A 23,246-nucleotide genomic window follows, 5' to 3' on the forward strand; every position below is an offset into this window, starting at 1 on the left:
CAAACTGCCAGCGCCTTACGACGCCTCCCTACAAAAACTAAACTACTTAAGCCTTGGCCTTACGGATTGGTGCTAGCACCATTACCATCTGCCGACCTTCCATCTTCGGAAACTGCTCAACTTGGCCATGCTCTTGCAAATCCAACTTCAAGCGTTCCAACATCCGTACTCCGATTTCTTGGTGGGCCATTTCACGACCCCGAAACCGCAGCGTAATCTTTGTCTTATCGCCATCTTCTAAAAAACGGATCAGATTGCGTAGTTTCACACCATAGTCACCATCATCGGTACCCGGGCGAAATTTCACTTCTTTCACCTGAATTACCTTTTGCTTCAGCTTGGCTTCATGCTGACGCTTGGCTTCTTGGTACTTGAACTTACCAAAGTCCATCAATCGGACTACGGGTGGCACGGCTGTCGGAGCAATCTCAACCAAATCGGTTTCTTTCTCTTCTGCCAAAGCCAAAGCTTCGTTCAACTTAACTACACCGAGGGCTTCCCCATCGATTCCAACCAAACGCACTTCAGGAGCAGTTATTTCCCGATTAATGCGTTGCAATTTTTCAGTAGCGATCTTCTAATTCCTTCATCAAAAACAATAAAAACCGTCATCCCCCAGGCTTAATTCAGCTCGGGACCGACCTTCTGGGATATATCCTGCTGGAGTCGGGCAACGAATGCGTCTAAAGGCATTACGCCTAGATCCACTCCGCCACGGGCACGAACGGCTACCGTATTACTTTCACGCTCTTTATCGCCAACAACCAGCAAATAAGGGAGCTTTTGCAATGCGTGCTCGCGTATTTTATACGTAATTTTCTCATTTCGCAAATCCGCATCCACTCTAAACCCTTGTTTTTTCAGCAATTGCTGGACTTGCTGAGCGTAAGCAGCTGAATTTTCTGAAATATTGAGGACAACTGCTTGGGTTGGAGCAAGCCAAACGGGCATGTTTCCAGCGTGGTTTTCGATCAAAATCCCAATAAAACGCTCGAGGGACCCCACAATCGCCCGGTGCAACATCACCGGTACTTTGCGAGCATTGTCTTCCGCCACGTATTCCGCGCCTAAGCGAGCCGGCATGGAGAAATCCACCTGCATCGTGCCGCACTGCCAAGAACGGCCAATCGAGTCCTTCAGGTGGTATTCAATCTTCGGACCATAAAAGGCGCCCTCGCCCGGCAACTCTTCCCAGGTTTGGCCGGATGCCCGGAGGGCCCCGCGCAAGGCTTCCTCGGCTTTATCCCAAATCGCATCATCGCCCACGCGCTTAGCTGGCCTTAAGGCTAGCTTGACGTCGACCTCAGAGAAGCCAAAATCAGCATAGACCGCCCGGACCGCTTTATCAAAACTGGCTACTTCCGACTGAATCTGGTCTTCGGTACAGAAAATATGACCGTCATCTTGGGTGAAACCGCGTACCCGCATTAATCCGTGCAGTGCGCCGGATGGCTCATTGCGATGGCACTGACCAAATTCGCCGTAGCGCAGCGGTAACTCGCGATAGCTATGGAGGCCCGAGTTAAAAATCTGAACATGCCCTGGGCAGTTCATGGGCTTGAGTGCATACGAGCGATTTTCCGACTCGGTCGTAAACATATTCTCTTTGTAGTTTTCCCAATGGCCTGATTTTTCCCACAGGCCTCGATCCAAAATCTGCGGCGCCTTTACCTCGTGATAGCCCTCGTCCTGGTAAACCTTGCGCATGTATTGCTCAACGGTTTGCCAAATCGACCAGCCTTTGGGATGCCAAAATACGAGGCCCGGCGCTTCGTCCTGAAAATGGAATAAATCCAGATAACGCCCTAAGCGGCGGTGGTCGCGCTTCTCAGCTTCCTCCAGCATATGCAAATAGGCATCTTGATCTTCTTTTTTAAGCCAGGCCGTGCCATAGATCCGCTGCAACATCTCATTCTTACTGTCGCCGCGCCAATACGCGCCAGCCAGCTTCATCAGCTTAAAGACCTTGAGCTTGCCAGTTGAGGGCACATGGGGGCCGCGGCATAAGTCGGTAAATTTACCTTCGGTATACAGCGAAACATCCTCACCCTGCGGAATACTGGCAATGATCTCGGCTTTGTAATGCTCGCCTTGATCTTTAAAAAATTGCACGGCCGCATCGCGTGGCATCACACTACGCGTTACTGGCTCATCTTTTTTAGCGAGCTCCGCCATGCGCTTTTCAAGGGCAGTTAAATCATCTGGCGTGAAGGGGCGATGAAAGGAAAAGTCGTAGTAAAAACCGTTCTCAATCACCGGACCAATCGTGACTTGAGCCTCGGGGAATAATTCTTTTACAGCGTAAGCCAAGAGGTGTGCCGTAGAGTGCCGAACAATATCAAGGGCCTCGGGGCTTTTATCGGTGATGATGGCCAGTTGACTATCGCGCTCAAGCAAAAAGCTGGTATCGACCATCCGGCCGTCGACTATCCCGGCCAAGGCTGCTTTAGCAAGACCGCTGCCGATGCTTTGCGCAACGTCCAGAACACGCACCGGTGCGTCGAACTCGCGTTTGGATCCGTCCGGTAGAGTGACTGCAACCATGAAATTCCATCTCCATTGAATTTGGCTTACTGCGTCATACATTACTAAAAAGGCGCGGATGCTTTGCGGCAACCGCGCCTATCTAGGTATTTCGTTGGTAGGCTCGATTGGACTCGAACCAACGACCCCCACCATGTCAAGGTGGTGCTCTAACCAGCTGAGCTACGAGCCTATAAAGATCAAGAGTTTATCACCGCCGGCGTACTTGGGTCACGCCTTTCAACTCTTCTAGGCTATTTTGGACTTGCCGCAGGGCCTCGGCATCGGCAATTTCGACCGTCAGCAAAATTTGTGCGATCCCGCGACGCACCGATTTACGCAAATCAATCACATGAATTCCTTGGCGGGATAGGCCTTCAAACAGCTCGCGCATTAGCTCGGGGCGATCAAGACCGGTCACCGCCAAATCCGCCGGAAAGACCTTGGATCGGTTTTGGGCACCCTGTTTTGTTGACGATGGCCCGCTTTCAGGCTCGGGCATGGCATTCCATGCGGTCTGAATCACACGCTCTGGAGCACGTTCCAGCAAACCTCGGAAGGTGCTGCAGGAGCGCCGATGAATCGATACACCCCGCCCTTGCGTTACGAAGCCAGCAATCGCATCGGGCGGCACTGGGCGACAGCAGCGCGCCAACTGTGTCAATAAAGAATCAACCCCGACAACCAGGACATCGCTGGATGACTTTGTAGAGCGGGTCTGTTGGTGCAATACGACCGCCAAGGGCTGCGCATCCGGTTTATTGTCCTTTGTGGGTCCTTTCGCTTCAGCGTTTGACTTCGTTGCATTACTTGCGCCCGCCTCCTCATCATCGAGTGCATTGAACCAAGCCCGTACGCGGCTCCGAGCACGCTGGGAGCGCAAATACCCCCGATCAGGGCTAATCCAATCGCGCGATGGTCCACCGTGCTTTACCGCAATGATCTCTACCGTTTGGCCGTTGGATAGGCTCGTATCGAGCGGCACCATCGAGCCATCAACCCGCGCGCCGCGGCAACGGTGGCCTAAATCAGTGTGAACCGCATAGGCAAAATCAATGGGTGAAGATCCCTTTTCCAGCGCAATCACTTTGCCTAGCGGAGTTAATACATAGATGTGATCGTCAATCGCATGGTTCTTCAGTTGGTCCCAGGCATCCTCTTTCCAGGAAATTAATTGCCTGGCCCAAGCAATTTGGCGCTCATAGGCTACCGCCGCGCTGTGGGTGCCCCCCGCATTTTTAGGTACAGGCGCTGCGCCCTCTTTGTAACGCCAGTGTGCCGCCAGACCATACTCTGCCTGTTGATGCATCGCGTGCGTGCGAATCTGAATTTCAAACGCAACGCCATCCACATCCATGACCACGGTATGCAAGGACTGGTATCCGTTAGGCTTAGGCCTTGCAATGTAATCATCAAACTCGCGCGGAATGGGCTGCCAGACGTTATGCACTAAACCAAGCGCAGCATAACAATCCTTCACGTCTTCTACCAAAATACGAAATGCCCGCACGTCATATAAATTCGCGAAGTCCAAGGACTTGCCCTGCATTTTTTTCCAAATGCTGTAAATGTGTTTCGGTCTGCCCTGCACATCTGCCGATATGCTTGCCTCACCCAATACCCGCTTGAGCTCTTCAATGATGCTGACGATAAAGCCTTCGCGCTCAGCACGCTTGGCATCTAACATGGTGGCTATCTCGCGGTAAACCGGCGGCGCTAAAACGCGAAAAGCCAAATCCTCCATTTCCCATTTCATTTGCCAGATACCCAAGCGGTTGGCTAAGCTGGCATCAATATCCAAAAAGGCCTGCGCCCAGGCAGCCTGCATCGGAATTTTTTCCTGATTAATCCAGCGCAAGGTTTGCAAGCGCGAGGCAAGGTAAATCAGTACAACTCGCAAGTCGTCACCAAAGGCCAAGAGCATTTTGCGCAGCACTTCCTCTTGGCCGGCCACGCTAATCCCACCATCGGCTTTGACTATTTTGGCTTGGGCTTGCCGTAGGCTGCGATAACCCGCCAGCAAACGGGCAGACTCGTCACCTAGTTTTTTGGCAAGCGCCTCTTTACCTACAGAACTATCCAGGTGGCTTGCGGCCAGCAAACTGGGTTCATCCAAATGCAGTAACTGCAAGATGCTGAGAACACCAGCCTGATGCTCTTCAGGCGGCTCGCCCTGCCATGAATCCACTAAAGCCGACTGCGTTGGCAAAAGCTCAGCGGAAGACTGGTCCTTCTTCACGCTCATGAAAAGAATTCAGCGGCAAGGGCAATTTGCTCGGGCTTTAAAAAGGCAGGCGCATGACCCACCCCGGGAATCGTGATGCTGCGTGCATGGGGATTACGCTTGAGCATTTCTTCAACAGTAGCGCCGGACAATAAATCCGAATCACCGCCGCGCACAATCAAGATAGGTACCGTAATCGCATCGAAGTGATTCCACAATGCCATCTCCCCGGCTTTCGCTAAAACGGGATTAACCGCTGCAAATGGAATCACAATCTTGGGGTCGTAATGCAGCGACCAGAGGTCATTGACTTCTTGCAACAGCGGGCCATTTAAGCGTTCCCACTCTTCTGGTGTGTGGGAACCAAAGCTGGCGCAGATCCGATTTAAAACCGTTAATGCCTCAGCCCGATTGGAGTAGGCAAAGGGTTGACCCACATAGGAACTTAAACGCTTGAGTGATTCAGGCTCAATCCGCGGACCCACGTCATTAATCAAAATGCGACGTATCGGTGAATCCGGCATACCGGCATACACCATGCCAATCAAACCACCCATCGAGGTTCCGAACCAATCAATCGACGTGACATTTAAACGCGCTACTAAGGTGGTCATATCCGCAACGTACTGCGGAATGCCGTAGAGCATGGGGTTTTCTAAAAAATCTGAATCGCCTCGCCCAACTACATCCGGGCATACAACGTAATAGTCTTTGCACATGGCCTCAGCCAAGGTTCTAAAGTCACTGCCCCGGCGCGTGAGGCCATGCACGCAGATCAATACCCGAGGATTGGAAGGATCACCCCAGGTGTGATACGCCATGCGATGTAAGCCGCTGGCATTACTACTAGCGCACTCGACATAAAAACGTTCACCACGATGAATTAATTTTGGCGCTACCGCTGATGCTGGTGCTGGTGCTGCATTATTGATGGCATTGTCGTCATCCTGCAGATCGGATACCAGCTCCGGTTGCAAGGTCACATGATCAATGCCATGCCGCTCCAGGAGCATCGCATTAATCCGTCGCATGAGCGCCGGCCATTGACGCAGTGAATCGACTTCAATATGCCCAATTAAGGCGGGCTGATTAGGCGACATCTCCCACACGTGCAAATCATGGACGGCACGTACGCCCTTCACGGCATGGAGATCTTTGCCAACCGCAATGTAATCAATGCTCAGCGGCACCCCTTCCATTAAAAAGTGATACGACTCTTTGAGAATGGCGAAAGTGGATTTCAGAATTAACAAGGCTACCAAGATCGAGAGCCACGCATCGATTTCCATCCAGCCTGAAAAATAAATCACGACGCCCGAGATCAGCGCGGCAATTGACCCCAATAGATCGCCCATGACGTGCACTAAGGCAGCGCGGGTATTGACGCTCTTTTTATCACGCGACAATATCGCCGCAACAATCACGTTCATCACAAGGCCAATCGCAGCAACAATCGCCACCGTTAATCCATCGACAATGTGTGGTGTGTAAAAACGGGTGATCGCCTCACCCACAATCCAGGCCACCAGTAGCAACATGGCAATCGCATTTACAAACGCAGCTAAAGCCTCAGCCCGGCCAAAGCCAAAAGAATGGCGCGCTGATGGCGGACGTCGGGAAATGATTTGCGCAAAGAGTGCCAAGCCAAGTGCGGCGGCGTCGGTCACCATATGCGCCGCATCGGATAGCAAGGCAAGTGATCCCGCTAGGTAGCCGGCAATCGCCTCAACTATGGCAAATGAAAAGGTAATCGCCAGCGCTAAGCCAAGCAGGGATGCATTGGATGTTTCGCGGCGGTGGGAATGCGCAGCATCGCCACGCTTATGAATATGGAGCAGGCTGTACTGATCAGCGTCGCTTGCTGATGCTGCTTGGGAAGGGGAAGAACGGGGATCAACCATGGTTGATCCCATTATTTCACTAAATCAAAACCCTGTAACGTCTACCGGGGCGCCTGTTTTGGCAATGATCTCTTCTTTTGTCACACCAGGGGCTAGCTCCACTAGCTTTAAGCCCTTGGGAGTGATGTCGAGCACGCCTAAATCCGTAATGATGCGGTTAATTACACCCAATCCGGTCAGGGGCAATGTGCACTTAGGCAATATCTTGAGCTCTTCGGTGCCGTCTTTTTTCTTAGCAACGTGCTCCATCAAGACCACCACATGCTTCACGCCCGACACTAAATCCATCGCGCCGCCCATGCCTTTGACCATCTTTCCTGGAATCATCCAGTTGGCTAAATCACCGTGCTCGCTGACTTGCATGGCGCCCAAAATAGCAATGTTGATTTTTCCGCCCCGAATCATCCCAAAAGAATCTGCCGAAGAAAAAATGGCAGAGCCAGGAATCAAGGTAATGGTTTGCTTGCCCGCATTGATTACATCGGCATCCACCTCCGCTTCAGTCGGAAATGGGCCAATCCCCAATAATCCGTTTTCAGATTGCAACCAGACTTCCATGTCTTTGGGAACGTGGTTAGCAACCAAGGTCGGCATACCAATACCGAGGTTAACGTAAAAACCATCTTGTAATTCTTTAGCAGCGCGCGCTGCCATCTCATCTCTATTCCACGGCATCTTCTTTTCCTTTAAGCGGCTTGTGTCAATGTGCGTTGCTCAATCCGCTTTTCGGGATTGGCATTGAGCACCAGGCGAGTCACGTAAATACTGGGGGTATGAATTTGATCTGGATCGAGCTCGCCGTTTTCCACAATCTCTTCTACTTCCGCAATGGTTACCTTGCCAGCCATGGCGACGACTGGATTGAAGTTACGTGCGGTATAGCGATATACCAAATTACCGGCACGATCGGCCTTCCACGCCTTAACTAATGAAACATCCGGAATCAATGCACGCTCTAAGATGTAATCTTCGCCGTCAAAAGAGCGCACATCCTTGCCTTCAGCAACCAATGTGCCAACGCCTGTCTTGGTAAAAAATCCCGGAATACCGCAGCCCCCTGCCCGCAGCTTCTCAGCGAGAGTGCCTTGGGGCGTAAATTCCAGTTCTAGTTCGCCCGCCAAATACTGGCGCTCAAATTCTTTGTTCTCGCCCACGTAGGATGCGATCATTTTTTTAACCTGACGCGATTCCAGTAGCAGGCCAAGGCCAAAGCCATCAACACCGGCATTGTTTGAAATAGCCGACAGGTTTTGCGCCCCCAAGTCACGTACGGCAGCGATCAACGCCTCAGGGATGCCGCAAAGACCGAAGCCGCCTACGGCAATGGTCTGGCCATCTTTTAATACACCGCGCAAGGCTTCGATTGCCGATGGGTAGGTCTTATTCATGGGCTTTTGTCCTAAAAATGTATGCAAAAGTAGAAAAACACAATCATAACCCTAGAGCGCATCTGGGATGTGACTACCAATTTTGTCCCCGCAGGGCGGCAAATGCATGCACGCTCCAAAAAGCGTCCCAGAATAGAACTAAACTAGCGCTATGAGTGAATTTGACACAAGTAACAGCGCCGTCCGTGAGGCAATGGAGTATGACCTCGTTATTGTGGGCGGCGGCCCAGCCGGACTCTCGGCTGCAATCCACGCCAAACAGCTGGCATCTGCCCGTGATCGTGAGATCAGTGTCTGCGTTCTTGAAAAAGGCTCTGAAATCGGCGCCCATATTCTGTCGGGGGCTGTTATGGACCCCCGAGCGCTTACCGAATTGTTTCCCGACTGGCAAGAGCGCGGCGCACCCTTAAATACCCCTGTCAGCACCGATCAATTTCTGTTTTTGACCGAGCAAAAAGCCTACCAATTCCCCAATTGGATTTTGCCAGCGTGCTTTAAAAATGAGGGCAACTACATTATCAGTCTGGCTCACCTGACCCGCTGGTTAGGCACGCAAGCAGAAGCGCTTGGCGTTGATGTATTTCCGGGCTTTGCCGCAGCGGAAATTTTGTACACCGAACAGGGCGCAGTCCGGGGCGTTGCAACGGGCTCCATGGGCATTAGCAAATCAGGCACGCCCGGTGATCACTTTCAGCTTGGCATGGAGCTGCATGCGAAGTACACCCTCTTTGCCGAGGGCGCCCGCGGCCATTTAGGCAAGCAACTGATGCAGCGCTTTGATTTAAATCGAGGCCGCGATCCACAGAGTTATGGCCTTGGCATTAAAGAGCTCTGGGAAGTAAAGCCCGAAGAGCACCATCCTGGGCTAGTAGTACATACCGCAGGGTGGCCACTCGATGCGCAAACCTACGGCGGATCATTCTTGTATCACTTTGGAACAAATTTAGTAGCCGTTGGCTTGGTAGTGGGTCTGTCCTACAAGAACCCTTACTTGAGTCCGTTTGAAGAGTTTCAGCGCTACAAATTGCACCCTGCTATTCGTCCCACCTTTGAAGGTGGCAAGCGCCTCGAGTACGGCGCTAGAGCCATCGCTGCGGGCGGCTTAAATAGCTTGCCGCAAACGGTGTTTCCAGGTGGCGCGCTGATTGGTTGCGATGCGGGCTACCTCAATGCATCTCGCATTAAAGGCAGCCATGCCGCGATTAAAACGGGGATGTTGGCGGCCGATGCCGCAGTAAACGCCATTGCGGAAAATCGTGCCAACGACATCTTATCGGCCTACCCGAGTGCGTTTGAAAACAGTTGGTTGCATACCGAACTCAATCAAGCCAGAAACTTCAAGCCATGGATGGCCAAAGGGCTTTATCTGGGTACGGCTATGGTCGGCCTTGAGCAAAAGCTCTTGGGCGGCAATCCACCATGGACCATTCATAATCGCCGCGCCGATCACGAATGCCTTGAGCCGGCGGCGCAGCACCGTCCGATTGATTACCCCAAGCCAGACGGCAAGATTACCTTTGATCGCCTCTCTTCGGTTTTTATCTCCAACACCAATCATGCGGAAGATCAGCCAGCGCACCTTACACTCAAAGACGCATCGGTGCCAGTACAGGTCAACTTAAAAACCTACGCCGGCCCGGAGCAACGCTATTGCCCCGCTGGCGTCTACGAGTACGTTGAAAAAAATGGTGAATCGCAATTGCAAATCAATGCGCAAAACTGCGTGCACTGTAAGAGTTGTGACATCAAAGATCCCACGCAAAACATTATTTGGATTACGCCCGAAGGCGGCGGCGGTCCCAACTATTCATCCATGTAGTTTTAATGTAGTGGCGAGGTCCCTGCATGGGACCTTCTTCATGCTAAATAGTGCGCGGACGTACTTTCTGAATCGCCAGGCCCGCGAGACCGCAAGCCAAAGCGGACATCACAAAAACATCCCGTGGCTGCAGTGCCTCCCAAACCCAGCCGGCAGCAAGGCCACCCAGCGTACCGCCTAAGCCATACGACACCGTGGTGAATAGCGCTTGACCGCGGGCTTGCAAGGGGCCTGAGAACCAGCGCTGAATCAGTTTGACGCTGGCACTGTGGTGCGCAGCGAAGGTACCGGCATGCAATACCTGCGCCAAGATTAATACGGCAGTCGTCGGATACAAGGCGATCAACATGAAGCGCACCACCCCCATACCGAAAGTGGCTTGCAACACCACTTCGGGATCAAGGCGGCTGAGCACTTTGCTCTGAAAATAAAAGAAAACCACTTCCGCAAAAACACCGAGCGCCCAAAAAAGGCCGATCTCCCATTTGTCGTATCCAAGACTCACCAAGTACAAGGAGAAAAAAACGTACAAGGCGGCGTGCGCAAAGATCATAAAAAACCCGGAGACCAAAAACCACCGAACATCGGGATTAACCAAAACACTGCGCAACTCGCCGCGCACCATGGGGCGTCGATCGAGCTTTGGTTCACGCATGCACCAGGTATCGATTGCCAGCAAAAAGAGTACTGCTGCGCCAATCCAGGGAAACCAGGCAATACCAAAGCGATCAAAAAATTCACCGGCGAGCAGCACCATGCAGATAAACCCAATTGAACCCCATAAACGCAATCGCCCGTAGCGTTTATCAAAGGAGTCATCTTTAAATAAAGCATGCACTGTAGCTGCCTCCCCTAGCGGAGTCAGGCTACTTAAGATGGTATGCAAAATAAACATCCATACAAAAAAGGCAATGTAGCTTTCGAGGAAGAAGATACATAAGAACACGAGGCTAGCAAGGGCTGCGCAGAAACGAATAATGCCAATGCGATTCGAGAGATAGTCGGATAACCAGCCCCACGAAAATGGCCCTAAGATGCGAGTTACCTGCAGCATCGACATCAGCACCGCAATCTCAATTGCGCTAAATCCCTTATCTACAAAATACAGACTCGCAAAAGGCGAAATCAGGCCGACGTAAGCAAAGTACAAAAAGAAAAAGGACCCGAAGGCCCAGCGTACCGATAGCGTCATTCGTGCTTGTGCTTTAGGAAGATTGTGCGCCAGGACGAGCGCCTGGAATAGCTGGCATCGCTACCTGAACATCAGCGCACTGTGCACGGTGACGCAAAGCATGGTCCATTAATACTAAGGCCAACATCGCCTCGGCAATCGGGGTTGCCCGAATACCCACACAAGGATCATGCCGCCCTTTGGTTTGTACTGTCATTGGCTTGCCATCCAGATCAACCGATTCCTTTGGGCTCATGATGCTCGAGGTTGGCTTGATCGCAATCGCAACACGCAAGTCTTGGCCAGTGCTAATGCCGCCCAATGTACCGCCCGAGTGATTACTTGCAAAGCCATCGGGATGCAACTCATCGCCATGCTCACTACCGCGCTGCGATACCGCAGCAAAGCCAGCGCCAATCTCAACGCCCTTCACGGCATTGATGCCCATCATCGCATGGGCAATATCGGCATCGAGCTTATCAAATAAGGGTTCGCCTAAGCCCATGGGTACATGGGTTGCTCGCACTTCAATCTTAGCGCCGCAGGAATCCCCTGCCTTGCGCAAGGCATCCATATAGTCTTCGAGCTGAGGCAGCATCGAGTTATTGGCCACAAAGAAAGGATTGCGCTCGATGTGCTCGGCATTCTCAAAAGGCACGGCAAGTTCGCCCAATTGGCTCATGTAACCGTAAATGCGAGTGCCATACTGTTCGTTTAGCCATTTTTTTGCAATCGCTGCCGCGGCTACGACAGGCGCCGTCAATCGCGCTGAAGATCGGCCGCCCCCACGCGGATCGCGCAAGCCATACTTATGGTGATAGGCATAGTCGGCATGACCAGGCCTAAAGGTTTGCAAAATGTTGCCGTAATCTTGGCTGCGCTGATCCGTATTGCGAATCAACAGAGCGATCGGCGTTCCAGTGGTTTTGCCTTCAAATACGCCCGACAGTATTTCGACTCGGTCCTCTTCTTTGCGCTGGGTGACATGGCGTGAGGTACCTGGCTTGCGACGATCTAAATCGTGCTGTAAATCTGCCTCACTCAGAAGCATTCCGGGTGGGCAGCCGTCCACCACCGCACCAATAGCGGGGCCATGGGATTCACCAAACGTGGTGACGCTAAAGAGAAGGCCTAAGGTATTTCCAGACATACCGCCATTATGGCATTGCTGGCATTGGGGGCTTAGTTTGCGGTTTTTTCCGTTTCATCGCTCGGCCAATCCCGAATATAGGCCTTGAGCATCGAGTTTTCGAAGTCTTGGGCCTCGACGACGGCCTTCGCTACGTCGTAAAAGGAAATGACCCCCATCAAGACCTGCTGATCAACTACCGGCAAATAACGTGCATGCTGTGTGAGCATAATGCGGCGGACCTCATCGAGTTCCGTGTCCATCGAGCAGGTTAAGGGCTCTGCACTCATCACCGAGCGGACGGTCAGTCCATCCACAGTGCCGCGATGCAATGCCAAGGTTTTAATCACTTCGCGGAAGGTCAGGATCCCAACGAGCTTCTCGTAGTCCATCACGACCAATGAACCAATATCGTGTTCACTCATCACCAAAATGGCAGTTTGCAAGGGCGTATCCGGGGCGACGGTATAGAGCACACTGCCCTTCACCTGCAAAATATCACTGACTTTCATGATTGCTCCTTGATCGATTACTACCCACTGAATCCGCCAAACTGATTCCAATATAGCCCTAAGCTTAGCTGCTTGCAAGGCGGAACACCCTACATCGATTGCTCCGTCTGCAGTAATCCAGACCGAATCAGGGGCATATTGGCTACGAGCAAAGCCCCGGCCAAGGTCACCCACCACGTTACGTAAATCCAAATGAGTGCCAAGGGCACGATGGCAAAGGTGCCATAGACGGTTTTATAAAACGGGACTTTAGTTACAAAAAAGCCAAAGCCGTACTTCATCAACTCAAAGACGATGGCGGCCAACAAAGCGCCAAAGAGTGCATCGCGCCATGCAACAAAAGTAAATGGCAGCACTTTGTACACCAAGGTAAATAAACTGATGGTGAGCAAGAGCGGAATAATGAGGGCAAATACCTCAAATCGCATCGAGACTGCTTCGGTAAGGCCCTGGGTTTCGCTGAGCAGCCATCCGCTGAGGTAGATCCCAACACCCAATACCAGCGGGCCTAGCACCGTAGCTGAAAAGTAGATTGCCGTCCGTTTGAAAAATGGCCTCTTGTCTTTAATCTGCCAGATGTGATTAAAGGCTTTCTCAATCACCGCCATCGTGAGCACGGTCGTCACAAATAAGCCCGCCAAACCGAATAAAGTTAAGCCCTTGGCTTTTTCGGAAAACTGATCGATGTAACTCAATATGGGCTGATTGATGCCACCAGGCAAATAGGTATTCAATATCCACTCTTGCAGGGCGTATTTCATCTCAATGACCTGCGGCACATAACCAATCAGGATCGATCCGACGGTAAACATCGGCACCAGGGCTAGGGTCGTCGTAAAGGCCAAACTGCCCGCCACTTGATTTAGCAGCAGGTGGCGATTGCGCTGACCTAACTCGCGGGCCAAAGCAAGCCATAATTGGGGATTACGAATGAGCTGCATCGCCGTATCATAAGAGATTGCAAGGGCATATGGCCATCATTGAACAAAATGAAATAAGAGAAATGGGCTTTGGTTTATGAATACCGCTAACATATTGGTGCTGTTTTACTCCCGCTACGGCGCCACCCGAGATTTGGCAAGGCTAATTGCGGAAGGCATTGAATCCGTACCAGGTGCCAGTGCTCGGCTACGCTGCGTACCTGCCGTCTCGGCCGTCTGCGAAGCAACGGAGCCTGCAGTGCCCGAAGACGGAGCGCCCTACGCCGAATACCGTGATTTAGAAGAATGCATTGGTTTGGCGCTGGGCTCGCCCACTCGCTTTGGCAATATGGCCGCCCCCATGAAGTACTTCTGGGATGGCAGCAGCGCGCAGTGGCTCAGCGGGGCGCTAAGTGGCAAGCCCGCGTGCGTTTTTACTAGCACCGGCAGCGTGCATGGCGGCCAAGAAACGACGTTGTTGAGCATGATGATTCCACTACTGCACCACGGCATGCTCTTAGTCGGCTTGCCGTATAGCGAAGCGGATCTGATGACCACCTCCACAGGCGGTAGTCCCTACGGCGTCACGCACCTCGCCCATGCCGATGGCCGTGCCCCCATTAGTCCGGAAGAAAAACGCTTAGCCATTGCCCAAGGCAAACGCTTAGCGCAGATTGCCCTGCAACTTAAGTCAGCATAATCAATGCCAAATAGCGACCCTTCCTTGCTGCAGTCGATTGAAGCAAAAGATAAATACGTCTTAATAGCAACGGCTGCATTTGCTGCACTCTTCCTGCTTTGCGTAGTATGGGAATGGTTTATTGCGCCACTCAGGCCCGGTGGCTCATGGATGGCACTCAAAGGCCTGCCTTTGCTCTTTGCTATACCGGGCATCTGGAAAGCCAAGAACTACACCATGCAATGGGCCTCGATGCTGATCTTGATTTACATGACCGAAGGCTTAGTGCGCTTATTTGAAACCGGTGCGAATTTTTGGATGGCGGTTTTAGAGACCCTGCTTAGTCTGATTGGATTTATTGCCGTACTGATGTATTTAAAGCCACTCAAGCAAGAATACAAACGGCAGAAAAAAGAAAAAGAATTGCAATCCAAGCAGCAGTCCGACCAGCAACCCACACCGTAGTCAATCAAGCCATGCATACCGAATCGTTTATCGCCGAATTGCAATCGATTGTGGGGCCCAACCATGTCCTCATCAGTGCAGACGACAAGGCGCCTTTTTTAACCGACTGGCGTAAGCGCTTCACCGGTAAAGCAATAGCGGTAGTGATGCCTGCCAGTACAGAAGAAGTGGCTGCCATTGTGAAATGCTGTATCGCTGCTAGGGTGCCGATCGTGACCCAAGGTGGCAATACCGGCTTTTGTGGCGGCGCTACTCCTTACCCCAGCGGCCATGAAATCGTCCTCAGCCTAAAGCGCATGAACCGTATTCGTAGCACTGACATTGCCAATCAAACTATGACGGTGGAAGCCGGCTGTATTTTGCAATCGATCCAAGTGGCAGCGGTCGAAACAGGTCACCTCTTTCCCCTCAGCTTAGGAGCGGAAGGCAGCTGCATGATCGGTGGCAATTTAGCAACCAATGCCGGCGGCACGAATGTACTGCGCTATGGCAATGCGCGGGATCTGTGTTTAGGCTTAGAAGTCGTCACTGCACAAGGAGAAATCTGGCATGGCCTCAAAGGGCTGCGCAAAGACAATACCGGATATGACTTGCGCGATCTCTTCATTGGCTCAGAAGGAACGCTCGGCATTATTACTGCAGCCGTATTGAAGTTATACCCCCTCCCCTTATCGCAATGGACCACTCTGGTTGCTACGAATGACATTCCCTCGGCGATTGCCCTCTTGGGTTTATTTCAAAAGCGAGCGGCATCGCTACTCACTGGATTTGAGATGATGACGCAGGAGTCCTTGGATTTATGTGCCAGTCATTTTCCGCAGATGGCCAATCCGCTGAGCAATAAGCCACCCTACACCATCCTGATTGAGCTATCCGATCATGAGAGCGAAGAGCATGTACGGCTCTTGCTGGAGCAAATATTAGAGACCGCCCTGGAAGACAGTTTGGTGTCGGATGCCATCATTGCTAGCAATCTATCGCAAGCGCAGGCCTTTTGGCAAATGCGGGAGCACATTACCCTCGCCCAGGCCCAAGAAGGGGCAAACCTAAAACACGACATCACCCTGCCCCTATCGAGCTTAGATCAGTTTATGCAAAGTACGGATGCGTTGATGCGTAGCGCATACCCTGGCATCCGCATTATTAACTTCGGACATCTCGGGGATGGCAATTTGCATTACAACATTGCGCCGCCAAAGGGCGTTGACCCCCATGCATTTAATCAAGCTGAAGAAACGGCGATTCATGAGCTGGTCTATGCCCAGGTCGAGCAATACGGCGGCTCGATCTCTGCCGAGCACGGAGTTGGTCAACTCAAACTCGGTGGCTTACGTGCGCACCGCGGCGCAGTAGCCCACGACATGATGAAAGCGATCAAGCGTGCGCTCGACCCAGACAACATCCTCAACCCCAATAAAGTGGTCTCGATTTAAACGCGCCTACCTTACGGCGTTTTAGCGCAGGGGTAGCGGCTGCTTAAAAAACGAATAATGGTTTTGGCAGCATATTCCCCGTTGTATTGGGGGCGAGCTTGCGTCCACACTAAAAACTCAGACAGCACCGTATCCCGCGACATCCCTTTGGGCACACAAATAGTCGGCTTGGCACTCGGGCTACGCTGCATCAAGGACGATTGGTAAACGCCTTCACCAAAACCAAAGCAAAAATTTTGTGCTTCCACGTCGGCTCGGTTTTGACACAGCGCGACAAACGCAGCGGTAGATGCATCGCTATTCGGTAAAGGGGTTTGTGCGAATACACCAGTGCTAATCACACTAGTGGCCGCAAAGACCAATGCGGCGCGCCGCAGAGGCTGAAAAAAATGGAGGGTATTCATATGGAGATCTGTTTTATTGATTGATTAGCGCCGAAAGCCGCCAAAATGGCCGCCACCAAAACCACCTCGACCGCCGCCATAGCCACCGCGGTCACCACCAAAGCCACCGCGGTCACCACCAAAGCGGTCTTGGTTAGCATCGGAGCGAGCTTGGCTACGTAAGGCATTTTCTTGCAGGCTTTCCCGATCGACATTGGGGTTGGCTCGATCTTGCGCTGCATCGGCCCGGGCTGATTGGTTTAGCTGACTTGCTTGCTGGCGCTCTTGGGCTGTGGCATTTTTCTGAAAGTCACTATTGGCGCGCTGGCCTAACTGCCGTGCATCCTGCTTTTGCTGGGCAGTGGCATTGTTCTTCCAGTCATTGGCCAAACGCTGCTGATTCTGAATACTGCTTGGACCAATAACCCCCCGATTCGGACGGATCGTATCGCTGGTGTTATTCACATTGATCGTGCCGTTGCTCCAGCTGGGGGTTGACCAAAAATCGGCGCCGATGGCCATGCCAACGCCGAAGGACATCATGCCCCATGCAGGGTTGTAGGCTGGGTATGGCGGGTAATCTGCGTAAGGCCATGGGCCATACACATCATTGGGGTTATAGGTGGGGACATACACCACCTGCGTGCTTGCCGGCATGATCAGAATATTGGAATTCGGATCCGTTACCACCGTCATTTGCGAAGTGGTTTTTAGCGTACCTGCTTGCTGTGCCCGCTTACGCAAGGCTTGAACTGCCTTCATGGTATCGGCAGGCTGCAATTTGTATGCATTGCCTAAATTCTGCGTCCACTCTAAATTGCTGCCCATCATATTGAAGGCTTGGGGAAACGAGATTAGCGACTTGACGCTGTCATTCCATGTTTGGGCATTGAGTGCGTTTTGCAAGGCTGTGCCACTGAGGCTAGCATTGCTTCGCCTCCAGTTATAGGCCTCTGCAATTTCCAGAGGATAGGTCGAGCCCAGCAACATAAGGGACAAGAGAGAATCGGGATAAAGTGCAATCGAGGAAACCAGCGATTGCAATTGCTGCTGCGAGAATGCCGGAGATTGCACCTGACCAGGGTCATATGCACTTTGCATATACGACTGCCCTTCGTTAGGCATAGTGTTGGTATTCGATGCACAGCCCACCAAGAATGCCGATGTGCTCAGTGCAGTGGTAGCCAATACGGCTAATCGGGTAATTCGCAAAATAAAACCCCTTTAATTGCAAGTAGGATCTTATTTTGTCATGAATTTCAATAGCTGCGCAAAGAGATGCTTTAGGTCTTTTGATTGACTCGCTGCATCAAGGCTTCGGCACTTTCTTTGCGCTCACTGTAGCGATCGACTAAATAGTCTGCATTACCCCGGGTCAGCAGGGTAAATTTATATAACTCTTCGAGCACGTCCACGACGCGATCGAAATAAGCCGAGGGTTTCATCCGATCGCGCTCATCAAATTCAAGGAAGGCTTTCGCAACCGATGATTGGTTGGGGATCGTAATCATGCGCATCCAGCGGCCTAAAACGCGCATTTGATTAACTGCATTAAACGATTGCGAGCCACCACAAACTTGCATTAGAGCCAAAGTCTTGCCTTGGGTAGGCCGTACAGCACCGATGGTGAGTGGTATCCAATCGATTTGTGCTTTCAGAATGGCAGTCATCGCGCCATGGCGTTCGGGCGAACACCACACCATCCCTTCAGACCATTCGCAAAGCTGACGCAGCTCCGCTACCTTGGGATGGGTTTCAGGAGCATCATCGGGCAAAGGCAAACCACTCGGATTAAAGATCTTGACCTCTCCACCCATTAAGGTGAGGATACGAGCTGCCTCTTCCGTGAGCAAGCGACTAAAGGAGCGCGTTCGCAGCGATCCATAAAGCAATAAAAATCGTGGCGCATGAGAAGGCTGCGGATGTTGCAATTGAGCGGCGCTTGGAATGGAAAAGCTAGCAGTATCGAGCTGCGGCAAATCAGCCGCCATAGTAGGATCAAATGCAGTCATGGCGCTGATTGTAATGAGTGCATGGCCTTACTGCGCTGGCCGCCACTTATTCACCATCGCCACCAAGGAGAGCATGACCGGCACCTCGACCAAGACACCCACTACCGTAGCCAAAGCAGCACCTGAGTTCAGTCCAAATAAGGAAATCGCCACCGCTACCGCGAGTTCAAAAAAGTTAGAGGTACCAATCAAACATGCTGGGCCAGCAACGTTGTGCGGCAAGTTCAGTCGCTTAGCGGCCCACCAACTAATGAAGAAGATGCCGTAGGTTTGCAATATCAAGGGAATTGCAATCAAGACAATGACGAGGGGCTTTTCAATAATCGTATTAGCCTGAAATCCAAACAACAACACGACGGTTGCAATCAAGCCCACAATCGACCAAGGCTTAAGCTGAGCAACAAACTGCCCTACTGCATCGGCTGAGCGCTTAGCCAATACAAAGCGGGTAGCAATGCCCGCGACGAGAGGCAAGACCACATACAAGATAGTCGAAATAAGGAGCGTTTCCCAAGGCACTGTGACATCGGTAACACCCAATAGAAAAGCGGCAATTGGGGCAAAGGCAACCACCATAATCAGATCGTTGACCGACACCTGAACTAAGGTGTAATTCGCATCCCCCTTCACCAATTGGCTCCAGATAAATACCATCGCAGTACACGGTGCTACGCCAAGCAAGATCATGCCGGCGATATATTCTTGCGCCGATTGGGGATCTACCCAAGGCGCAAAGATGTACTGGAAAAAAAGCACACCTAATGCGGCCATCGTGAACGGCTTAACCAACCAATTAATCACGAGCGTTAAAAATAAGCCCTGAGGTTTTTTATGAATGTCCTTTACGGCCCTCCAATCAATTTGGATCATCATCGGGTAAATCATGATCCAAATAAGGACAGCAACCACGAGATTCACGTGCGCAAACTCAATCAGTGCAATGGCCTGAAACACTCCCGGCATGAGTAAGCCCAGCATTACGCCAGCGGCGATGCCAAGACCAACCCAGATCGTCAAATACCGTTCAAATAGACCCACCTTAGACCTTCGCTAGTTTGTTGATTTCAGCTTGAATGCTCATCGCATCGAGCTTCTCTAATGGCAAAGAGCCGAGCATATCAATACGCTTTTTGAGTCCGCCCATAACATCGCGAAAAGCCCGGCGCTTGTCCTCATCACTGCCGCTCACTTGGGATGGGTCTGGAAAGCCCCAGTGGGCTGTTGCCGGATTACCCGGCCAGACTGGGCACACCTCGCCAGCCGCATTGTCACAAACCGTAATAATGAAATCCATCTTAGGCGCATCCGGCAAGGCAAATTCATCCCAGTTTTTGGAGCGTAGTTTGCTGTTGTCGTATCCCAGCTCACTTGCGATCTCAGCGGCAAACGGATTGACCCGGGTGCCTGGCGTAGAGCCGGCAGAGTAGCCGATAAAGCGGCCACTCGGGTGGGTTGAAGCCAAAGCCTCACCTAAAACGGAACGAGCTGAGTTGTGTGTGCATAGGAATAGAACGTTGTATTGCTTCATAGCGCTTTCACCTTTCGGGTCAGGGGTTTGGGAAGGCAGGATTGACCGCCGCAGCAGTTATCCAGTAAAAATTCAACCAAGGCAGCGGTGTGCACTGCGTTGGGTCGGTATATGAGATTACGGCTTTGACGCTCTTGCGTAATTAGCTGAGCTTGCATTAACTCTTTCAAATGAAAGCTCAGCGTGGCATTGGGTATGCCCAGCATTTCATGTATTTGCGTTGGCGTTAAGCCAACATCGCCTTTTTGCACTATCAGGCGAAAAACATTCAATCGGGACTCCTGCCCTAGGGCGAGGAAGGCATTGACTGCATCATTATTTTTCATATTTCGATAATAATGGAAATATATGACGACTTTATGACAGCCGAAAAACAAAGGGCTATGACGATCGCATAGCCCTTTTGTTCGTACCGAGAAACAGTTTAGCTTTTGAGTGCCTTGCTATTGAGTTGACCGCCCCAGCTAAACACCGAGTTCGCAATACTACCGATGTCTTTTGCCATGCGCTTGGGCGAATGCGCAATCATGGGCTTGAGATTGCTGAGCATTTTCTTTGCCTTCTTTTGATCGACTTTTTTGTGAATCAAATTGGCATCGGGCAAATCCGGCGAGCTGCTCTGGGGCGGCAATAAGGTAGCCAACGAAATCGAGTCCATGTACGACTCCATCTTTATAGCCAAATCACGCCAAATTGCGCCATCCAAGCCATCTGTAGACCCTTTGCTGTGATCAACCGCACGCATAATGTCGCCAATCGACACCTCTTGCGGTGAGCGCGTTAACCAGTAACCTCCACCAGGGCCCTTGTGACTATCAATGAGTTGGGCGGTTTTCAGATTACTGAAAATTTGCTCTAAGTAGGAAACAGAAATATCGGTCTGCTTGCTAATATTTTGCAAGTTAATCGCATACTTGCCCTGAGACTGACTGGCTAAACTGACCAAGGCTTCGACGGCATAACGACTTTTGGTGGTGATTTTCATATTCATCTACTCCTTATGGATCTTGATGAATACACTTTAGACTTAAATTCATTCATTAAAAAGAAGATAATTAGGTAATATATTTTCGTTATTTACTGAATGTTATCCTATAATACCTAGGGATTCTTCATACAATCATGGGCGCAAAGGCATGACACAGCACTTTAATTACAGGCACTTACACTACTTTTGGGTGGTGGCCAAAGAAGGCAGCATGACTAAGGCAGCCAGCAGGCTCAATATTGCCGTTCAAACAATCAGCTCTCAAGTACATGAGCTGGAAAAAGACTTAGGGCATTTGTTGTTTAAACCAGCCGGGCGCGGCCTAGTACTTACCGATGCCGGCTTTGCTGCCATGAAATTAGCCGACCAAATCTTTCAAATCGGCGAAAAACTCCCCAGCATGGTGAGTGGCTCTGCCGCCACCCCACGAAATCGACTGGCACTCGGTGTTGCAGATGGCCTACCTAAGTTAGTGAGCAAAGAATTGCTCGATAGCATCATTCATGAGCAGCAAATTCAGCTGGTATGTCATGAAGGGGAATTCGAGGATTTGCTGGCTGATTTAGCGCTGCATCGCTTAGACCTCGTATTTGCTGATCGCCCTGCTCCCGTTAATAAAAACATGAGTCTCTACAGCCAGGAGCTAGGCCATTCGCCGGTCAGCTGGCTTGCTTCAGCCGAATTGCTCGAGCAAGCAAAAGAGAATTTTCCCTACAGCCTTGCCACCATTCCCGTCATCATGCCAACCTACCATTCGACCGTACGCTTTAAATTGGATTTGTGGTTTGAAAAATTGGGCATTACACCGAACATCGTTGGGGAGTTTGAGGATAACGCTTTAATGGTCACCTTTGGATCGAGTGGCTTTGGTGTATTTCCGGCGGCATCCATTTTGTTATCGGAGCTCGAACACCATTACCAAGTTCATCCGGTGGGTGCCTGCGAAGACATTCATGAATATTTTTACGCCATCCGATCTGAAAAACGCATACAGCATCCTTTGGTGCAATCGATTCTGGCAACACCGATGCGCAGTATGTCCCTCAGCAATCGCTAGCACATTACAGTGAGATAAAAAAACGCCTGGGGTTGCCAGGCGTTCTCTGAATGAACGGGGCTATGCCCGCATCAGTCTTCCAACTTACTTCGCAATAAATCCAGCTTCTTGCATCAGCTGCTTGTGCAATGCAGCGTTCGCGTCTAACCACTTATCAAACTCTTTGCCGCTCATGAAGGTTTGGTTAAAGGCGCCATCGGCCATGAACTTCTTCCATTCTGGGGTGGCAATGACCTTTTTGAAGAGGTCCACGTAGTAATTGACCTGATCTTGGGTTACGCCAGGGGGCATGAAAATGCCGCGCAGCATCACGTAGTCGGTTGGAACACCCACTTCTTTACAGGTAGGCACGTCATTCCAGGACTGGGTCGGCGTGATTTTCTCTTTGTAAGGCATGCGGGTATCGTCAAACACGCACTGGGCGCGGAGTTTACCGGCGCGCCACTGGGCTACCGCTTCGATTGGGTTGTTCACGCTGGAGTCAATGTGGTTACCCACGAGCTGAACTGCCACATCACCGCCTCCCTTAAAGGGAACGTAGATGAACTTGGTGCCAGTGGCCTTTTCTAGCGCTACGGTAATGATCTGGTCTTCTTGCTTGGAGCCAGTACCGCCCATCTTGAACTTATTGGGGCCAGCCGCTTTGGCCGCGTCAATGTACTCTTTAGCGGTTTTATAGGGCTTATCGGCATTGGTCCACAAAACGAACTGATCTAAAGCCAGCATCGCGACCGGGGTCATGTCTTTATACGAAAAAGGCACGCCAGTAGCTAAAGGAGTGGTAAAGAGGTTCGATAAGCTAATGACGATCTTATGGGGGTCGCCCTTGGCTTCTTTAACCGACAAGAAGCCTTCTGCGCCTGCACCTGCCGATTTATTAACTGGAATCAGGGATTGCTTCATCAGGTTGTTCTTGCTGATGATGCCTTGGATCATACGGGCCATCTGGTCAGCGCCGCCGCCAGGACCAGCAGGAATCACAAACTCAACGGGTTTAGTAGGTTCCCACGCCAAAGCGGGGCTAGCAGCAAAGCCAGCCATGCCAACAACAATGGCAGTGGACAGTGCGGTGCGTTTAATCGAATGCTTCATGAATGCTCCTCCGGAAGAATGG

Annotated in this window: 23 protein-coding genes and 1 tRNA gene; 5 read left to right on the top strand and 19 right to left on the bottom strand. The window is 51.4% G+C overall.

Annotated elements, in window-relative coordinates:
* Positions 1 to 46: 46 nt before the first annotated feature.
* The 7 genes from infC to Q8M75_RS00855 form a co-directional block, all read right to left on the bottom strand.
* A complete protein-coding gene (gene infC, locus Q8M75_RS00820) occupies positions 47 to 574 on the bottom strand; it encodes a translation initiation factor IF-3 (protein WP_199908344.1) in 528 nt (175 codons plus the stop codon).
* A 47-nt stretch (positions 575 to 621) separates the two neighbouring features.
* A complete protein-coding gene (gene thrS, locus Q8M75_RS00825) occupies positions 622 to 2,544 on the bottom strand; it encodes a threonine--tRNA ligase (RefSeq protein ID WP_305485165.1) in 1,923 nt (640 codons plus the stop codon).
* A 95-nt stretch (positions 2,545 to 2,639) separates the two neighbouring features.
* Positions 2,640 to 2,716 (bottom strand) — tRNA-Val (locus Q8M75_RS00830).
* Positions 2,717 to 2,734: 18 nt separating this feature from the next.
* Positions 2,735 to 4,768, bottom strand: a complete 2,034-nt coding sequence (locus Q8M75_RS00835) for a bifunctional (p)ppGpp synthetase/guanosine-3',5'-bis(diphosphate) 3'-pyrophosphohydrolase (protein WP_305485166.1) — start codon at positions 4,766 to 4,768, stop codon at positions 2,735 to 2,737.
* Positions 4,765 to 6,660: an alpha/beta fold hydrolase gene (locus Q8M75_RS10095; protein ID WP_371131723.1), complete on the bottom strand. Its 1,896-nt coding sequence runs from the start codon at positions 6,658 to 6,660 to the stop codon at positions 4,765 to 4,767. Before Q8M75_RS10095 ends, Q8M75_RS00835 begins: the two co-directional genes overlap by 4 nt.
* A 12-nt stretch (positions 6,661 to 6,672) precedes the next feature.
* Positions 6,673 to 7,323 (bottom strand): CoA transferase subunit B, encoded by a 651-nt coding sequence (locus tag Q8M75_RS00850; RefSeq protein WP_305485167.1) that lies wholly within the window; start codon positions 7,321 to 7,323, stop codon positions 6,673 to 6,675.
* An 11-nt stretch (positions 7,324 to 7,334) separates the two neighbouring features.
* Positions 7,335 to 8,036, bottom strand: a complete 702-nt coding sequence (locus Q8M75_RS00855; RefSeq protein ID WP_305485168.1) for a CoA transferase subunit A — start codon at positions 8,034 to 8,036, stop codon at positions 7,335 to 7,337.
* A 151-nt stretch (positions 8,037 to 8,187) separates the two neighbouring features.
* Here Q8M75_RS00855 and Q8M75_RS00860 point away from each other — a divergent pair, with 151 nt between their 5' ends.
* Positions 8,188 to 9,855 (top strand): electron transfer flavoprotein-ubiquinone oxidoreductase, encoded by a 1,668-nt coding sequence (locus tag Q8M75_RS00860; protein WP_305485169.1) that lies wholly within the window; start codon positions 8,188 to 8,190, stop codon positions 9,853 to 9,855.
* 43 nt (positions 9,856 to 9,898) lie between these two features.
* Here Q8M75_RS00860 and Q8M75_RS00865 read toward each other — a convergent pair whose 3' ends face one another.
* The 4 genes from Q8M75_RS00865 to Q8M75_RS00880 all read right to left on the bottom strand — a co-directional run bounded on the left by Q8M75_RS00865 (position 9,899) and on the right by Q8M75_RS00880 (position 13,608).
* Positions 9,899 to 11,047, bottom strand: a complete 1,149-nt coding sequence (locus tag Q8M75_RS00865) for an MFS transporter (protein WP_305485170.1) — start codon at positions 11,045 to 11,047, stop codon at positions 9,899 to 9,901.
* A 13-nt stretch (positions 11,048 to 11,060) separates the two neighbouring features.
* Complete coding sequence (gene aroC, locus Q8M75_RS00870; RefSeq protein ID WP_305485172.1) at positions 11,061 to 12,176, bottom strand: chorismate synthase; 1,116 nt, start codon at positions 12,174 to 12,176, stop codon at positions 11,061 to 11,063.
* 32 nt (positions 12,177 to 12,208) lie between these two features.
* On the bottom strand, positions 12,209 to 12,667 hold the full coding sequence (locus Q8M75_RS00875; protein ID WP_305485174.1) for a CBS domain-containing protein: 459 nt from the start codon (positions 12,665 to 12,667) through the stop codon (positions 12,209 to 12,211).
* 89 nt (positions 12,668 to 12,756) lie between these two features.
* Positions 12,757 to 13,608: a YhjD/YihY/BrkB family envelope integrity protein gene (locus Q8M75_RS00880; RefSeq protein ID WP_305485177.1), complete on the bottom strand. Its 852-nt coding sequence runs from the start codon at positions 13,606 to 13,608 to the stop codon at positions 12,757 to 12,759.
* 76 nt (positions 13,609 to 13,684) lie between these two features.
* On the opposite strand from Q8M75_RS00880, the gene wrbA reads away from it, so the two are divergent.
* From wrbA to Q8M75_RS00895, 3 genes are read left to right on the top strand one after another with little or no spacing between them, the layout of a single operon-like run.
* Positions 13,685 to 14,287 carry an NAD(P)H:quinone oxidoreductase gene (gene wrbA / locus Q8M75_RS00885; protein WP_305485180.1) on the top strand — a complete coding sequence of 201 codons (603 nt, stop codon included), beginning with the start codon at positions 13,685 to 13,687 and terminating at the stop codon, positions 14,285 to 14,287.
* A gap of 3 nt (positions 14,288 to 14,290) precedes the next feature.
* Positions 14,291 to 14,731 (top strand): DUF2069 domain-containing protein, encoded by a 441-nt coding sequence (locus tag Q8M75_RS00890; protein ID WP_305485182.1) that lies wholly within the window; start codon positions 14,291 to 14,293, stop codon positions 14,729 to 14,731.
* Between the two features lie 11 nt (positions 14,732 to 14,742).
* Positions 14,743 to 16,164: an FAD-binding oxidoreductase gene (locus Q8M75_RS00895; protein ID WP_305485185.1), complete on the top strand. Its 1,422-nt coding sequence runs from the start codon at positions 14,743 to 14,745 to the stop codon at positions 16,162 to 16,164.
* 11 nt (positions 16,165 to 16,175) lie between these two features.
* Here Q8M75_RS00895 and Q8M75_RS00900 read toward each other — a convergent pair whose 3' ends face one another.
* The 7 genes from Q8M75_RS00900 to Q8M75_RS00930 form a co-directional block, all read right to left on the bottom strand.
* Positions 16,176 to 16,568 (bottom strand): Rap1a/Tai family immunity protein, encoded by a 393-nt coding sequence (locus tag Q8M75_RS00900; RefSeq protein WP_305485188.1) that lies wholly within the window; start codon positions 16,566 to 16,568, stop codon positions 16,176 to 16,178.
* Between the two features lie 24 nt (positions 16,569 to 16,592).
* Positions 16,593 to 17,759, bottom strand: a complete 1,167-nt coding sequence (locus tag Q8M75_RS00905; RefSeq protein ID WP_305485191.1) for a DUF3300 domain-containing protein — start codon at positions 17,757 to 17,759, stop codon at positions 16,593 to 16,595.
* Positions 17,760 to 17,830: 71 nt separating this feature from the next.
* Complete coding sequence (arsH, locus tag Q8M75_RS00910) at positions 17,831 to 18,559, bottom strand: arsenical resistance protein ArsH (protein WP_305485194.1); 729 nt, start codon at positions 18,557 to 18,559, stop codon at positions 17,831 to 17,833.
* A 27-nt stretch (positions 18,560 to 18,586) separates the two neighbouring features.
* Positions 18,587 to 19,597 (bottom strand): ACR3 family arsenite efflux transporter, encoded by a 1,011-nt coding sequence (gene arsB, locus Q8M75_RS00915; RefSeq protein WP_305485196.1) that lies wholly within the window; start codon positions 19,595 to 19,597, stop codon positions 18,587 to 18,589.
* A gap of 1 nt (position 19,598) precedes the next feature.
* Positions 19,599 to 20,087 (bottom strand): arsenate reductase ArsC, encoded by a 489-nt coding sequence (locus Q8M75_RS00920; RefSeq protein WP_305485198.1) that lies wholly within the window; start codon positions 20,085 to 20,087, stop codon positions 19,599 to 19,601.
* On the bottom strand, positions 20,084 to 20,413 hold the full coding sequence (locus Q8M75_RS00925) for a helix-turn-helix transcriptional regulator (protein ID WP_305485200.1): 330 nt from the start codon (positions 20,411 to 20,413) through the stop codon (positions 20,084 to 20,086). The genes Q8M75_RS00920 and Q8M75_RS00925 overlap by 4 nt, the downstream gene beginning before the upstream one ends.
* A gap of 98 nt (positions 20,414 to 20,511) precedes the next feature.
* The gene (locus Q8M75_RS00930) at positions 20,512 to 21,072 is read right to left on the bottom strand and encodes an Rrf2 family transcriptional regulator (RefSeq protein ID WP_305485202.1); all 561 of its coding nucleotides are present in this window, start codon (positions 21,070 to 21,072) and stop codon (positions 20,512 to 20,514) included.
* Between the two features lie 151 nt (positions 21,073 to 21,223).
* On the opposite strand from Q8M75_RS00930, the gene Q8M75_RS00935 reads away from it, so the two are divergent.
* Complete coding sequence (locus tag Q8M75_RS00935) at positions 21,224 to 22,132, top strand: LysR family transcriptional regulator (protein WP_305485204.1); 909 nt, start codon at positions 21,224 to 21,226, stop codon at positions 22,130 to 22,132.
* Between the two features lie 84 nt (positions 22,133 to 22,216).
* On the opposite strand, the gene Q8M75_RS00940 is transcribed toward Q8M75_RS00935, so the two are convergent.
* Complete coding sequence (locus tag Q8M75_RS00940) at positions 22,217 to 23,173, bottom strand: tripartite tricarboxylate transporter substrate binding protein (protein ID WP_305485226.1); 957 nt, start codon at positions 23,171 to 23,173, stop codon at positions 22,217 to 22,219.
* Positions 23,174 to 23,246 lie beyond the last annotated feature (73 nt).

This window comes from Polynucleobacter sp., from assembly GCF_030693775.1.
Taxonomy (GTDB): domain Bacteria; phylum Pseudomonadota; class Gammaproteobacteria; order Burkholderiales; family Burkholderiaceae; genus Polynucleobacter.